General features: G+C 59.4%; 13 protein-coding genes. 6 read left to right on the top strand and 7 right to left on the bottom strand.

Annotated elements, in window-relative coordinates; genetic code table 11:
- Window positions 1-434 precede the first annotated feature (434 nt).
- Window positions 435-833, top strand: a complete 399-nt coding sequence (locus ACX80M_RS06490; RefSeq protein WP_459309273.1) for an MmpS family transport accessory protein — start codon at window positions 435-437, stop codon at window positions 831-833.
- A 265-nt stretch (window positions 834-1,098) separates the two neighbouring features.
- Here the strand turns inward: ACX80M_RS06490 and ACX80M_RS06495 are convergent, their stop codons facing one another.
- The 5 genes from ACX80M_RS06495 to ACX80M_RS06515 all read right to left on the bottom strand — a co-directional run bounded on the left by ACX80M_RS06495 (window position 1,099) and on the right by ACX80M_RS06515 (window position 9,855).
- Window positions 1,099-2,340, bottom strand: a complete 1,242-nt coding sequence (locus ACX80M_RS06495; RefSeq protein ID WP_459309274.1) for an IS110 family RNA-guided transposase — start codon at window positions 2,338-2,340, stop codon at window positions 1,099-1,101.
- Between the two features lie 396 nt (window positions 2,341-2,736).
- Window positions 2,737-3,135 (bottom strand): DUF6308 family protein, encoded by a 399-nt coding sequence (locus ACX80M_RS06500; RefSeq protein ID WP_459309327.1) that lies wholly within the window; start codon window positions 3,133-3,135, stop codon window positions 2,737-2,739.
- Between the two features lie 976 nt (window positions 3,136-4,111).
- Window positions 4,112-6,385, bottom strand: coding sequence for a S8 family peptidase (locus tag ACX80M_RS06505; RefSeq protein WP_459309275.1), 2,274 nt, complete (start codon window positions 6,383-6,385; stop codon window positions 4,112-4,114).
- Window positions 6,348-7,499, bottom strand: a complete 1,152-nt coding sequence (locus ACX80M_RS06510; RefSeq protein WP_459309276.1) for an AAA family ATPase — start codon at window positions 7,497-7,499, stop codon at window positions 6,348-6,350. Before ACX80M_RS06510 ends, ACX80M_RS06505 begins: the two co-directional genes overlap by 38 nt.
- 1,129 nt (window positions 7,500-8,628) lie before the next feature.
- Window positions 8,629-9,855: an HNH endonuclease signature motif containing protein gene (locus ACX80M_RS06515; protein ID WP_459309277.1), complete on the bottom strand. Its 1,227-nt coding sequence runs from the start codon at window positions 9,853-9,855 to the stop codon at window positions 8,629-8,631.
- Window positions 9,856-9,967: 112 nt separating this feature from the next.
- On the opposite strand from ACX80M_RS06515, the gene ACX80M_RS06520 reads away from it, so the two are divergent.
- Both ACX80M_RS06520 and ACX80M_RS06525 read left to right on the top strand, forming a co-directional pair.
- Window positions 9,968-10,243 carry a helix-turn-helix domain-containing protein gene (locus tag ACX80M_RS06520; RefSeq protein WP_459309278.1) on the top strand — a complete coding sequence of 92 codons (276 nt, stop codon included), beginning with the start codon at window positions 9,968-9,970 and terminating at the stop codon, window positions 10,241-10,243.
- 148 nt (window positions 10,244-10,391) lie between these two features.
- The gene (locus ACX80M_RS06525; protein ID WP_459309279.1) at window positions 10,392-10,610 is read left to right on the top strand and encodes a hypothetical protein; all 219 of its coding nucleotides are present in this window, start codon (window positions 10,392-10,394) and stop codon (window positions 10,608-10,610) included.
- A 38-nt stretch (window positions 10,611-10,648) separates the two neighbouring features.
- Here ACX80M_RS06525 and ACX80M_RS06530 read toward each other — a convergent pair whose 3' ends face one another.
- Window positions 10,649-11,227 carry a hypothetical protein gene (locus ACX80M_RS06530; protein WP_459309280.1) on the bottom strand — a complete coding sequence of 193 codons (579 nt, stop codon included), beginning with the start codon at window positions 11,225-11,227 and terminating at the stop codon, window positions 10,649-10,651.
- Window positions 11,228-11,905: 678 nt separating this feature from the next.
- Between ACX80M_RS06530 and ACX80M_RS06535 the strand changes: the two genes are divergently transcribed.
- The gene (locus tag ACX80M_RS06535; protein ID WP_459309328.1) at window positions 11,906-12,109 is read left to right on the top strand and encodes a DUF2510 domain-containing protein; all 204 of its coding nucleotides are present in this window, start codon (window positions 11,906-11,908) and stop codon (window positions 12,107-12,109) included.
- A 265-nt stretch (window positions 12,110-12,374) separates the two neighbouring features.
- Entirely contained in the window at window positions 12,375-12,974 is a 600-nt protein-coding gene (locus ACX80M_RS06540) for a toll/interleukin-1 receptor domain-containing protein (RefSeq protein WP_459309281.1), read from the top strand.
- Between the two features lie 163 nt (window positions 12,975-13,137).
- Here ACX80M_RS06540 and ACX80M_RS06545 read toward each other — a convergent pair whose 3' ends face one another.
- A complete protein-coding gene (locus ACX80M_RS06545) occupies window positions 13,138-13,386 on the bottom strand; it encodes a hypothetical protein (protein ID WP_459309282.1) in 249 nt (82 codons plus the stop codon).
- 170 nt (window positions 13,387-13,556) lie between these two features.
- On the opposite strand from ACX80M_RS06545, the gene ACX80M_RS06550 reads away from it, so the two are divergent.
- Window positions 13,557-14,120, top strand: coding sequence for a hypothetical protein (locus ACX80M_RS06550; protein WP_459309283.1), 564 nt, complete (start codon window positions 13,557-13,559; stop codon window positions 14,118-14,120).
- Window positions 14,121-14,132: the final 12 nt, after the last annotated feature.

Below are 14,132 nucleotides of genomic sequence, written 5' to 3' on the forward strand. Positions count from 1 at the left end.
CCACCGAAACCCGTTACCCGGGCACGGACCGGATCCTACGATTCGAAATCAAAAACAAAGAAACGTCACTCAAAAACTAAATCGCTGTGTCCAGAGTCCTGAGTTCCTACGCCGAGTCTCTTGCTTCCGGGTTCGGCGGCGATCTCTACGCCGGGTATCTCGAGCGGCGGGGCTCTGTCATCAGCCGGTTCAGCCTGGACGCCATCGCACTACGCAAAGAGCATGCAGAGCACGACCCCGCTGGCGCCCACCCTCTGCCTGAGACGCCCAGCCCCGTGCCAGCCTTCCCACGGCCCGGCCGGCCCGCCCAAGAACGGTCCACGCAGACTGCTCCGCAGCTTCATTCCTGGCAGTCGCCAGTTCCCCTGATCCAGACCGAGCCTGCCAGCCATGTGAAGACTCCACCCCGTCGGGGCCGTTTGGTTCTGGGAATCGTGGCGGCCGGCGTTGCGGCGCTAATGCTAACCGGCTGGATCAACACTGCTGGGCGTTCCCCCGTCTCAAACAGTTCCGGATCAAGCAACAGCAGCGCCGTGACGTCGACCCAGCGAATTGTCACCTACGAGGTTGTCGGGGGCGCTAAGAGTGCAACAATCACGTACCAGGCGCCGACCGGTACTGCGCAGGCATCGATCAAGGTGCCGCTGGTTAACAAGAGCGGCGACATGGTCACTTTTGAAATGGACCGAGGCGATTTCGTCTACATATCGGCCCAGAACAAAGGCACTTCGGGCAACATCATCTGCCGGATCAGTGTGGACGGAAAGGTTATCTCCACCGTCACCTCGTCAGGCGCCTACGCGATCGCCAGCTGTGACGGCTCAGTCCCGTAGGAACCTTAAATGGGAGTCACTCCGTGGCTCATGGGCCGCAAAATCCAGCTTAGGGGTCACCCGGACTCTCAAGGCATATGACGGATTGAACGCAGACGATAGGCAATCCGACGCTTGTTAACGCCAACCGAAAATAGGGCCAGGAACGCCAACTGAAAATAGGGCCGCCGACCATTATGGATAGAACCACAACCCCGTGGCCCCGTTTTCAATTGGCACTGATGGCCCTGAAGTGTGAATCCCCGCGTTGAGTCGGGAAGGTGTGTCAGGCGGCGGTGCGGGTGGTGGTGACCTCCGCTCCGAGCCTTTCGATCTGCCGGACGAGGCGGGCGAGTTGATGTTCGGGTCCCTGCCGGCGCACTAGCCAGTCTGCTCCAAGCTCGGCATATCCGGTCCCGTCATGGACGATGTGCCAGTAGGCGGTGAGGATGTCATGCCGTGTTGCCCCGAGTGCCTTGAACGTCCCTCGCCTGCTGCGGACCGAGTGGAAGTGGGCGGCAAGGTAGGTCCCCTTGGTCCGCGCCGCGGCCTGGGCTGCTTCGGTTAGGGCAGTCCGCAGCGCGACCGGTCCGTGGCGCGCGCGTCCGGAGTGTGATTTGCCACCGGAGGCGTTATTGCCGGGACAGATCCCGGCCCATGACGCCAGATGCGCGGCTGAGGGGAAAACACTCATATCGATCCCGATTTCCGCGACGAGAGAGATCGCAACCTTTCGGCCGACTCCGGGAATGGTTTGGACGAGTTCGAGGACGGGTTCGTAGTCGGCTACGCGGGTAACGATTTCATCGTCGATCAGCTGAGTCTGCTGCTCAAGGAAATCGATGTGCGCGAGCATCTGCTTCACCAGGACCCCGTGGTGCGAGACCCGGAAAGTGCCCGTGAGTGCATTTCGGAGTTGAGGGATTTTGGACCGTAGCCGTCCCAGCGACAGATCGGCAAGCACTGCCGGGTCACTTTGTCCGGCGAGCATCGCCTCAAGGATCATCCGCCCGGACTTCGTCAGGATCGTCGAAGCGACGCTCGATAGTTTGATTCCGGCGTCCTGCAAAACCTTCTCCAGCCGTTGGATGGCACGCGTACGCTCCTCCACAAGAGTCCTGCGGTATCGGGTGAAATCACGCAGTTCCCGGATCGGCGGCGGCGGCACGAACGACGGCCGAACCAAGCCATGTTCGACCAGCTGCGCGATCCACGCCGAATCGGCGACGTCAGTCTTGCGCCCGGGAACATTCTTCATGTGCGCCGCATTCAGCAGCCAGACCTCCGGAACCCGGTCCTCCAACAGATAGAACACCGGCTTCCAGTACACACCGGTGGACTCCATCCCCGCCCGGGTCACCCTCTGGGCAACCAGCCAATCTCCCAAAGCAATCAGCCCGGCGGTATTCGTGGAAAACGTGCGAGTCTCGTGCTCGCGTTTCCCTCTTGTTGCAGGCCGCCTGACCGTGGCCATGACCGTGTCCCGGTGGACATCGAGCCCGACGCAATATTGAACGATCTCCTCCATCGCCGTCCTCCTCCGTATGCCGCTAGTAACGTGTTCGCCGGAGGAAGGCCGTCAGTCAAGGACTCTGAAGTTCGCGCTCTAAGGCAGCACGACCGGGTGCCCACGGCCCTCCACGCCACACTATTTTCCGGGCTCACAGGGCACCAAGGGCCATCGACGTCCAGCCCGACGAACACACAACCAGAATGCCCCTGAGCCATTACGGAAGGAAGAGGGGACCACCGCCGATTCTCATCCGCCCAGGTGCGGCCGCCGAGCGGCACCATGCTCACTATTTTCGGTTGGCGTTAACAGACGCTATCCAAGCTGCTGGCGGTGGCATCGTGTGTCGCAAAGAAGGTGCTCTCGTCCTCATCACGAGCACGCCAAGCAGGAGAACTGTAGTGCAGACGAAAGTCAGCTCCTGCGTCTGCCAAGCTCCCACCCGATGATATCCAGGGCCCGAAGGGGTGTGATCTTAGGTCCGGGGGCGATGGCGGCGATCTCCTCCCACTGGTCGTGTTGGCTGTCTAGGTCGTTTTGGACTTCCTCCCGCCACCTAAGCCTGTAGTCCCGCTTGCTTCGCTTCCTCTCCTTCGGGACGGGAGCACCAGCGTAGTCGGTGTAGCAGTATGAGATTTTGGCGTCGAACAGCGCCAGTAACTCCGGGCGCTTACGGTGCAGGACCTTGGAAAGCGTAGTGAGCTTGACGTTGTTTGCGCGCTTCTCTTCCAGGGCATCGAAGAGGTCTGCGATGGCTTCCCGAATAGTCGGCGATGTGTCGCGCAGGCTCCCTTCGAGTCGCGGGTGCTTCAGCCTCTAGTGAAGCAGCTCCATCTGTCCCTGGAGGCCGTAGTACACCTTCAAGGGTTTATTCGAGACGTTCAACAGGGCCACAGCGAGGAGGTCCTGCGCTTGAACAGAACCGCTGTCTGCTCCCGGGTACTCGTAGGCGGATACGCGGAAGCGCCTGGCCCCTCAACCAGGTATTCTGTCGCCCAGGCCTTCGCAACGTCGAATCCCACTGATGCCCCGTCAACCGTAAATGTCCCTGCCCACACCCTATGTGAGCAGGGGAACCACTTCTTGGCATCGCCGCACAAAAGATTACTGCAAGCCCTCCGCGCATATCGCCAGACGGTGCTTCCGCCCGTTTGAACACTTTCGCCAAGTCGGAACAGCTAACGGCTGAAGCGTTCCAAGGCCCTCCCGTTACGGGCTATCCAATGTACGGCGCACTTTACCCTTGTATAATGAGAGGCTCGATTTTCAGCAGCCTTCCCGGCCATACGTAGGACAGCATTACCAGCCTGCGATCCATCCGTATCGAGGACATCGACCCTGGTCTCCGAACAGTCCTCATGAACCAGCGTCCGGGGTGATCGGCTATCCGCTGGACGACCTGTATGTTGGCCAAGTTGCTAACCGCGAGGCTGACGGCGGTGTGCCGAAGGTCGTGAAAAGGCGGCCGTGGAAACGCGGAATCTTGTGCCATGTTCAAAAGTAGAACCGACCACAGCAACACGCGGGGACCGACCAAAGACCAGGCTCGCGCCGTGCTTGCGGCGGGGCGGGCTGACGACCCACGCTCCCATGCTCTGGTGTAGCTGCGGCCTTTCGGTATCTGACTAAGGGAAAGCGCTGAACGGCAGCGCAACAGACTACGGCTAACTTCTGATTTCCCGTTGTCTTTGCCCGGGCTCTGGCCCGAGGACCCCACAGCGTCGGGGCAGCGCTGCATGCTGGCGCAGACGCCGGAATGCGCCGTTTCCCGTGCGGTTGCCTGAAATAGTTATCCGTCTGCGCGGAGGCGAATGCGGTTGTCATTTCGAAGGGCAAGGCTCGAGTAGCTGCTGGCCCGAATGGCTGAGAGCCCGTCCTGATACACGGGCAGGGATGACTTCAGCCCCTTGAAGGTCAGAATTACAAACACGCGCTGTTCGTTTTTTACTTCGCCTTCAACTCTCTCCAGTAACGACATCTTAAGCGCCCAACGGTCGCCGCCTTGCTTTCCCTGAGGATACTTGGCCTTGTAGGTCTTTATCGGACTCCACTTACCCATTTCCACACGCTGGTGCTCCCAAGCATGGGGCTTCGAGCCCTTTTCAAATGGCACTATGCCGCTGAGTTGAAAGCCATTAGCGCTTGGCACCATGCGTCCGAAACTTGCGTCCACACTGCTACGGACGCATTCATCACCGAATCCAGCGTCTATGACAGGGGCGTACGCAACTGTCATCACGATCTCAGCCTGGATCTTTCCATCGTCAGTCAGTAGACACTCTGGCACGGGAAATGGATCCTTAAACCAGTCGACTCCACGCGTCAGTCGTACCTCATGGACTGTCGTAAATGTATCCGCGGAGTCTTCCAATATGGATTGCGAGTCTCCAGGAACACCAGCCCCAAAATACGCTTTGTGGTCTTTGTCTATCACAGGAGACCCCACCGCCGCGGCGTGAATGAGTAATCCCTTCACCAATTCTGGGCAGGCGGAGGAGGAAGCGCTGCTCTGCTCGATTTCATCCCATGTATTGGCCGCGATGGCGCTCACCAATGGTGTTGCGAACGATGTGCCGACCGATTCAGCCAAGGAGTCGCCCGGAATCACAGATTGTATGCCGTGCCCGCTAAGCGCGCCAAAGGTTGATCCGAAATCCCCTGACCAGTGAACTAGGTCCGGCTTTTGTTGACCGCCGAAACTGGGCCCGCGACGGGAATACGATGCGGGAGAGCCAACGGCGACAAACCCACCCAAATGCGAAAGCGATCCCACCGCTAGAGAGTTGATAGCCTCTGCTGGACTGGCGATACCGTCAGTCAGTGCTGCAGTTGGCGGCCAACTTCGCGCGGGCCCTCCTACGTAGTTCCCAGCGGCCTGGACAAAAAGGACGCCGTGTTTCGCAGATAACTCGTCCATAGCCTGTGCGAATGTGCTGTACCCCATGGGGTCAAGCTGGGTCTGTGACGCGAAGGAGCAGTTCCAGACTCGTGGGCCCTTTGACCCGTACCGCTCTACGACCTCTTCTATTCGATCCAGCAAGAGATGTTCAGTTATTGACCCGGTCGGCAGGACTTGAGCGTCGATGACGGGCGCCGAGTCCGATGGGAAACGGTTGTCGTCGTTCAAATGACGGGAGGCGGCAATCAAACCGGCGACGAATGTTCCATGCGTCGCATCCAAGTCTCCACCGAGGTCGTAGCTCTCTCTCCCCTCAACCCACGGATCAAGAACGCCGGGAGCTATCCCCGAATCGAGTACCCCAACTGCACGCCCGGCCTTCCTCGGCGAAGGAAGTGAAACGGTGGAACTCTGCCCGATCGCCCGAAATGACTGCTGGCGCACGTCGCCGTACGTACTGTATTCGGGCGCCAGCATGGCGCTCCTAATGCCCAAAACCCTCCGAAGAGACTCAATAGATGCGCCTGCATCCACCCGGAAATAGCCAGTGCGCCGGCGGGTGCTGCCGACCTCATCCAGCAAGACGAAGCCTTCGTCCTCAAAATAGTCCTGAAGAATCTGCCCTGTCGTTAGCGGCGAATTGAGGGCAAGCCAAGGAAAAAAATCCATCTTTAGTGGCTTCGAGGTAGTCGAAGCGGCCTCTAGCAGATCGCGATTCTGTTCGGCTAGCAGTTCACGGGGAAATGGATCCCACAACGAAAAGGAGTCAAACGTGGAAACGGCATATTCCTCCATGTTTGAGGTAGGATTCTCGATTTTGGCGCCCAGGGTGGAAATCGCACGCCGAGTAGCCTGAGTGACAATCTGTCCTGCTCGGGCTGTCGCCTCTATTCCCAGTCCGTTCTTCTCGAGAAATTCGGTTGGCCGATTCGATTTGGCCAACGCTTTGTCTCTGAGATTGATGACCAAAGGGATGCTGTCTAATCCAGTGAGCGGAGCGGCCGACGTTACCGTTTGCCGGATCGTGTTTAGCTCGCCACCGAGCTGATTCAGCAACGCCGTTGTTAGTTCGACGAGTGGTTCTTTGGCTTGGCCACCACCGGATTTTCGCTTTGACTCTCTGGGTTCACTCGGTAAGAGAAGTATCGGGTGCTGGACTGCCATTTTTGATTTCCCCCTTGAACGCGTTCATGACTTGTCTAGCACTCACGCCAAACAAGTCACTTAGCGAACGGATGCTAAAAACGCTAGGCGCCCATTCCCGCAAAGCCCTTATCTCACTCTGACTGCTATCAAATAGATGATAGCGGTCATGCCATTGAATCCTGGCTAGCCGTCGAAGAGCAGCAGGCAATGTAACCTCTTCCGATCCGCCTTGGATTGCCATGCGGGCTATGTCGAAGGCCGCGGTTTGTATACCCGCCCCCGAAAGCCCACTCGAAAATTGAACCAAGGTTTCCATGTCTTTTTCAGCTAGCGTGAATCGCCCTAGCTTCTTTTTCCACAACTGGAAGCGTTCACTTTCGTTGGGGAGATTGATCCTGACGGTGTTCTCGAACCTTCGCCAGACGGCTGGATCCAAAAGCGACTCGTGATTTGTTGCTGCTATCAATACCGTGGAACTCGACAGAGAGTCGATGTTCTGCAGCAGGGCGATCACCACGCGCTGCAGTTCGCCTATTTCTCTGGAATCAGCGCGGTTTTTGCCAAGGGCATCAAACTCATCCAGGAAGAGCACACAGGGGTGACGTTCGGCGAACTCAAAAACCTGTCGTATGTTGCGGCTGGTTTGGCCTAGCAAGGACGAGACGAGCGTGTCGCTTCTTGTTGTGACCAAAGGAAGATCGAGATCGCGTGCAACACGTCGAGCAATAGATGTCTTCCCAGTGCCGGGGGGGCCGTAGATCAGAAGGCGGTTGGGTGTTGCAATACCTTCGGCGAACCACTTCTCATGGGACTTGACCCCGAGCATAAAGTCCTCGATCTTGGTGGAAACATAGGGGTGCAAAACGAGGTCCTCCGTCGGACCGCCCGGTTCGAGAACGTCGACTGTGTCGAGTTGCGACTCTTCGTCGCGCGGCGTAGTACTTCTGACCCCTGCTGGCGAAAACGAAGGAGTGGGGACTTTTGCCAGAACCGTTCGAATGGCGTTTGCTTGGCGGCCATTACGGTCGTCTTCAAGCTTGGTTGCCAGGAGGTTGGCGTAGTTGATGGCCTTGTGGGGATCGTGCCGAAGGGCTGCTTCAAGGATCTTAACGACTTCGGATAGGTGTTCCAACGTTTGCCACTTTCGCCCATGGGAATCATAATGCAGCGTCAATGTATCACTTATTTCAGCTTGTGAATCATTTTTCCCACAATGCGATCCGAAATGAGGCCAACCTGTTTCGGTGCGGACCGGGGCCGCGCTGTCTGCGACGAGAATATACTTTGGCGTGCTCGGCCATCGGCTGGTGGCGCTGAACGGCGGCAGAGTGCCCTCCAGTGGTCCCTAACGCCTTTATGGCCTCGAGGTGGGCGAGTTGGATTGAGGGTCTGACGGCCGCGCGGGGGGTTCGTCACCACATCAGCGGCGGCGGTCGACCGAGTCTCTTAGTGGTCGGGGCCGGGGAGGGCTGAAGTCGGGTGACGAAAAAGTGACGACTGCTTCCTTAAACTGGGCGAAAAGCAGGGGACTGCTCGGGAACCAAGATTTGTGAAGAGCCAGCGAAAAACCCCCTAAAAAACCGTGGTTTTCTAGGGGGTTTATCCCGAGCTTCCTATCAGAACCGAACTGATGACCTTTTCATTACGAGAGAGAATGTCATCGTCAGCATCGTCATCGCCATCAGCGTGGCGCTCCTTCTCCTGGTGCTGGCACTCCTTTTCGCGGGGATGTTCGGGCAGGAAGAGGAACCTGTAGGGCCGACTGTGTAAGCGATGACTTAGCCCTTCCTCCATCGACGAGAGCGTATCTGGCACTCCACCGGTGATTCTTTCTCGGAAACCTACGTATGTTCCTTGGCGTCCAGGTCCAGCCGTACGAAAGGCAGTCATGCTTGTGAACGTCCGGGGTTTGCCCCGAAAAACCGAATACGTCCGACCAGAAGCACAGATCACGCTTGAACGTGTGCGGCCCTCCTGGGCTGATGACGAGGCCGACGGGGAAACTGCGGAGGAATAGTTCAACTCAATGGGCCTGCAAGGGTTTCCGCCATGCAGGTAACAGGTCGCGAGCGACTGGGGCCGTCACCGCGTTCGCGGCCATCTTGACCTGCTTCCCCTTATGGTCTGAGCATGATGTATGTCTTCGGGAAGGCCGGGCGTCGGGGTGTGGAAGGGTTCGGTGTTCACTGCGCTGAGAATCAGCGAGCCCGACAACGGAATCGGTGGACACGGGCTCCTACCCGTATTTGGCGGGGCCCGCATCATTCCCTCCACGTGATGTTGTCACGGATGTTAGTAATCACAGTCTTGGTCACGCCGTACTCCCGCGTCAGGCGGGCGATCGTTCCGCGCGGGCCCGGAAATTGAGCGCGGATAACTCTGGCTTTTTCCTGCGTTAGCTTAGCGTTGGCGTGATTCTCGCCCCGTGGCACAGTGCCATGCCGGAGCCTGTCCTGCCCGACGTTCTCCAGGGGTGTGGCCCAACGAAGATTCTCGGGGCGGTTGTCCAGCGGGTTCCTGTTGTAATGGGCAGCGTGCATACCCGCGGCGGGGGGTGGACCGTGCCATGCCTCGCATACGAGCGCATGAACCCCTCGGGGATTTCCCTTCCCGCAGTGCACGACCGCGTAGCCAGGAACAGTGATGTAGAGCTTGAGAATGACCCAAGTCCGCCCGCGGACCCTCCCCAGAGAACTGACCCAGTATCCGTCGAACTGGGTTGGCCGCCATTCTTCCCCGTCGATCTCATCCTCCGGATGGACAACCGCGGTTATCTCGGAGACCTTGGTCCGGCGGGCCTGCGTCCTGGCCTCCCGCTCCAGCTTGGCCAGCACGAAAGGTGAGGGGGCCGTTGTTGGTTTGGCCCTCAGTTTTCCCTCGGCGATCAATCGAACGTACTGCCAGGTGCAGTCAAACACACCGGCAATCTTTTGATAGCTGACGTCACGCTCGATGAGTAGACGCATGTCGGCTACTTCCGCATCGTTGAACCGCGCAAACGGGTTGTTAAACCCACGGGACGTGTTGTAGCGCCCCCGGGCCTTTCTGTCAGCCATGTTTTCTTCGTGCGTGCCTACCCTCAGGTGCTTAATCTCCACGCACAGGCGGGTGTCGCAGGAGTGCAGCAAGAACTGGTCAGGAGACAGCACCTTGCCGTGCTCCAAGATCCACGCAGCGCGGTGGGCGGGAATGGTCTTGCCGCTCAGCAGAAACTTTCCGTATCCCTGAGTGGATACGCCCGCAGTCCAAAGCAGGCAGCCGTTCTCCACACGGGAAGTCTTTTTGTAGAAGCGCTCCCGATCCGAGGCGGCAGACCGACTTTTCTCGGGAACCCCGCCTGAGCGGAATGTAGTCTCGGTGTTTTCCGCGTCCTTATCCGATCTAACGGAGGAAACCGTGGCTGACCCAATGGAGACGGTTGGCTCCTCCCGACCCGCTTCCATCGCCTGCTCCTGACTTTCGTTGGCGTCATGCACTTCATCGTGCATGTATCACTAGTAGAGCAGACAAGGCTGACAATGTGGGTTGACATGAGTAGATGCCCATCGCCCGCACCAGTCCGCCGAGGAGCAGACGCTCCGGTGGGCGGAACGCCGGGCAATGGTCGGTGCACGAATCCGGCAGCTTCGACTGGAGGAGGGCCTTTCCCAGGAGTCCATGGCTCTGGAATCCGGCCTAAGACGCAACATGATTATTGGTATTGAGTGGGGTCGGAAGAGCGTCGCCTACGAGCGCTTATGGGACATTGCTGCCGTTCTGGGGTGCAATGTAACGGAACTGCTCGCAACTGCTGATCAGCCGGCAGTCACCAGCCCATACCGCGGTGGGCGCAGGGCAATGCAAAGACATGACTATCCGGAGGAAGCGCCAGCGTGACGCCACGGATGTTCATTGGGGTGTCGCATCTACGGATGAAGCCCGCATGTACGAGTGCCGGGAACCAATATTGTTGCCCCACGCCTCTCGCAGCCGGTGGCTGCTGTACTGACAAGGCTAATGCTCGAACGGGTGCAGCGCCGCTCTAATGTCGACGATCGAGCTCGCGGGTCGTACCGAATGGCACTTCTGCCGACAGGCCTACTGTGAAGTCGCAGCTTACGTGCCGAACAACCAAGATGCCGTGTTGCTGGCTCACAAGCACCTCCTTTATAGCGACTTTTACCGCCCCGTCGAGCTGGGTCTCGAGTTGGGCGGCGTCGCTGATGCATATTTCGGCGACGATGCGTTGCACGGTTTCAACTAACCGGGCCCGCTTTCTTAAAGTCCCAGAGCGTCGCGGAGCTATCCGGAATGCTCCGTGACCAGCTGGACCACGCCCTCCGTGATGCCAGCCTCGATGTCGAACTCATAACTCTTATGGTCGCTGGGGCGGAACCGGATCGCCAAGTTCTGATCAGCGACGAAGCCCTGCTCCGGGTCCCAGATCACACTGGGGAAGATCATGACCCTGCTGAACATGGGGGTCTCCACCGTTTCCCCTGCCGCCAGCAGAGCTCGCGCTTCGGCGAAGTTGAGAGATCCACACTTCACGAGCAACTGATCGTCGAATCCACTCTGCCACAGTCCGCCGTCGACGGTGATTGCCATATTGTACGCGTCCCTGAGCACCCACCCGGCTGCCAGCGTATGCGGGACCTTCTTGGTCCCTGACCAAAAGGTCTGCTGGAGGTTCTGCTCGAAAAGCGGTTCCGTTGGAATGTTGTGGGAGAAAAGGAACGTGGCTGCCTCCCGGCAGTTGTTCTCCAACCGGTCCAGGGCCTGCAGGGCAGCCCGGGCTGACATCTCGGCAGCCTGATCCCGCATAGATGCCTCATGTTTGGATAGTTCCAGCCGTTGTGCCAGATCCTCTTCGAAACTCATGGCGCTCCCTGCTTCGTTGTTGAGCGACAGCGTACCAGCGGCGTCCTCAGTGCTTGTCAGACCACGCGGTACCTCCCGCTGCGTCCCTGACCGATGAGCGCGCGGGCTGGGCGTTGGCCTTCCGCCGTCCTATGCCGAGGAACGGCGTGCGTCGGTAACAATCCAGGCCTGCGCGATCGATGCTCTCAGGCAGGTGACCGCACTGGCGCTTGCTCGTGTCCTCGTCACGGTTGTCTTGGTGAATCGCGCTTTGGCCGTGGGGCCAGTCATGACGGGAGTCGAACCCCGGAGCTCGGGAGCTACCGGACCAGGCGGAGGTGATGGTCATGATCGGCACCGGGACGGCGACAACGTGGGTGGAGCCTTCGATCGAGTCGATCGGGTTGAACTGGAGCGCTTGAACAGGCGGACGACTCTATTGAAGGCCACCCGCCGCCGTTGCGTGTCGGCGAGCAAGAATACCTGGCGACATTCAGTACGGATGAGTCGCGCCAGGCTCTATGATGAACTTCGATTGTCATATTCATAGGGGGATAAGTGGCTCGTCAAAAGGTATTCACAGGTTGTCGCGACTGCGTCAAATGCATGGGCTCCGGCATAGGCATGGGGGCCAGAAACGTCGGACGTGGGTCCGTGGCGCTCATGACAGGTGGTATGTCGGAACTCGGACTCGCGTTCATGCCCAAGTGCCGGGCGTGCGGCCACCAACGCTCACTCCACCGGGCGGAATCTGCAGGTCCCGCTCCGACAGTACAACAGGCTCCGCCCAGGCAAGCGCCGCAGCAACCTGTCGGCCCTCCTCCCGGGTTCTATAAGGATCCACAGAACCCGTCGGCGTCGCGCTGGTGGGACGGTCATCAATGGACCGACATATACCAGTAGCGACAAATATCGGGTCATCTCGCTGCGGCCCTTTAGACGTTCTGCTGGTTCGCGGCATTCAGGTCTCCAGTGACCGGGGCTGGCAGGCGAGGTAGAGGCTGGACCGGATGATACCCGTGGCTTTGACGATCTCGGAGATGGACTGGTCCTCCTGATCGCGAAGGTGTTCGGCGTAGGCGAGTTTCGTTGGATCGACCAGACTGGGCCGCCCGATTTTCTTTCCTTAGCGGCAGCAACGGCTATTTCGGATAGTGAAAGGTCCTCAATGGAGACTGTCTTCTTGTCGCACAACAGTGCAGATAAGCCACTCGTCAGGCAGGTCAATGCTGAGCTAATACTGCTCGGTGCCGAGACCCATTTCGACGAACTCGGCGTACTGAACGGCGAAATCATCACAGAGTGGATCGATAAGGCTCTGGCAAGAACCGACCTCTTTGTGCTCTTCTGGTCCGCTTACGCCGAACAGTCGACTTGGGTGCGGGACGAGTGGACGGCTGCCTATACGAAATTTCGCGAAGAACCCACACAGATCCTGGTCATTAAGATCGACAACACGCCCCTCCCGACACTTCTTGAGTCGAAGAAGTGGATCGATGCCAGAACGGACACCAGCTCGATCGCGAGAGAGATCCTTGGGCTGACGAGCAACGCCAAACTCTTGAAGGCCATACAAAAAACGCTAGATTCGTGGGACATCCGGATCGAGAGCATCCCAGGGTTGGGCCCTGTTGTCGGCTGTAGCAATTGTGGTGCTGGACTTGACTCCATCAAAGTAACGACGGCGACGGACTACGCGCGGGACGACGAGTACATCGATGCAACTTGCACTCAATGCGGTCACGTCGTGGGCTGGGGGGAGCTCTAGTAGTGACCAGTTATACAAGCCTGTCATTCCGGGCAGGACCGAAGATGGGCAGATGACTTCGGACATTTCGTGCAGGCGACTTCGGAAAATGACACCAGGACACCCCACTCCAGCGAGGGTTTCAACAACCGCTCGTTCCACGACAGGGCACCAGGAGTCTCTCTCAACATGTACGTAGACAACGGCGTCCGGCCAGGCCGGCGACGAACCGGTAAGGGTTCGACTCCACGGCATCGCCCAGCATCGAGCGGACCCTGAACATCTCGGTACGGATCGCCGCCGTGGTGCCCGCATCGCCGTAGGGCTCGTAGGCCAACTCGTCCGCAGTCCAACCCTGGCCGCGGGAATCCAGCAGCGCCAGGATTTCCGCCCGTCGCAGCGTCAACGGCCCCCGAGTGCCGTCCCGGAACACGGCGGCAGGTTTGTCCCCAGAGAAGCTCCAGCAACTCAACGGCAGCAAACGGCCGGCGGACCGACTGCCGGGACGCACTCCGGACAGGTGAGGCACTCACGGAGGTCCCGCCGTCGGGCGTTCCCAGAAGAGCCTCCGCCACCCGGACCGCGCACCGCACCATCCGCAGCGTGTCCGCGCTGATGGTGTCCAGCGGTCCGGAGACGTCCAGCACGCCCAGCATCCGGCCCGTGACCGGGTCCATCCATAATGGGCGCCGCCGTGCAGGCCCACTCATGGTGCGTGCGGACCAGGTGCTCGGCGGAGAACAGCTGCACCGGCCGGCCGGTGACCAGCGCCTCGCTGATGGCGTTCGTGCCGATCCCGGCCTCGGACCAGTCCGCCCCTTCGGAGAACTCCAGCCGGTCCGCACGCCGCAGCACCTCCGGGCTGCCCACCCGCCAGAGGATCTCGCCGCGGGCGTCGGTGAGTACCAGCACGTGCCGGCCGGAACTGGAATCGTCTGGCGCGGGCTGTGCTGGTCCGGGCTGATGCCCAGGGCCATGGAGCGGCGCCACGAATCCGCCAGGTCGGTGGTGGGGCGCACACCCGTCGTCATGTGGCGTCGCCAGCGCTTCACAAGCCCAGTGTCGGGGGTGATGGATAAGCTTCCCTCACTAATCGAGAAGGAGCTGGCAGCACTTGAGCCTACAGCAGAAGTTGCGCACCATGAGTGGGAACCTACGGTCGGCTGAAGGTGGACGTGC

It is taken from the genome of Pseudarthrobacter sp. MDT1-22 (assembly GCF_054511035.1).

What these genes read in the sequence shown, in the direction of transcription:
- ACX80M_RS06495 (WP_459309274.1), bottom strand. Translation starts at nt 2,340, where the DNA reads ATGGAGGAGATCGTTCAATATTGCGTCGGGCTCGATGTCCACCGGGAC.
- ACX80M_RS06505 (WP_459309275.1), bottom strand. Translation starts at nt 6,385, where the DNA reads ATGGCAGTCCAGCACCCGATACTTCTCTTACCGAGTGAACCCAGAGAG.
- ACX80M_RS06515 (WP_459309277.1), bottom strand. Translation starts at nt 9,855, where the DNA reads ATGCACGATGAAGTGCATGACGCCAACGAAAGTCAGGAGCAGGCGATG.
- ACX80M_RS06520 (WP_459309278.1), top strand. Translation starts at nt 9,968, where the DNA reads ATGGTCGGTGCACGAATCCGGCAGCTTCGACTGGAGGAGGGCCTTTCC.
- ACX80M_RS06525 (WP_459309279.1), top strand. Translation starts at nt 10,392, where the DNA reads ATGTCGACGATCGAGCTCGCGGGTCGTACCGAATGGCACTTCTGCCGA.
- ACX80M_RS06530 (WP_459309280.1), bottom strand. Translation starts at nt 11,227, where the DNA reads ATGAGTTTCGAAGAGGATCTGGCACAACGGCTGGAACTATCCAAACAT.
- ACX80M_RS06535 (WP_459309328.1), top strand. Translation starts at nt 11,906, where the DNA reads ATGCCCAAGTGCCGGGCGTGCGGCCACCAACGCTCACTCCACCGGGCG.
- ACX80M_RS06540 (WP_459309281.1), top strand. Translation starts at nt 12,375, where the DNA reads ATGGAGACTGTCTTCTTGTCGCACAACAGTGCAGATAAGCCACTCGTC.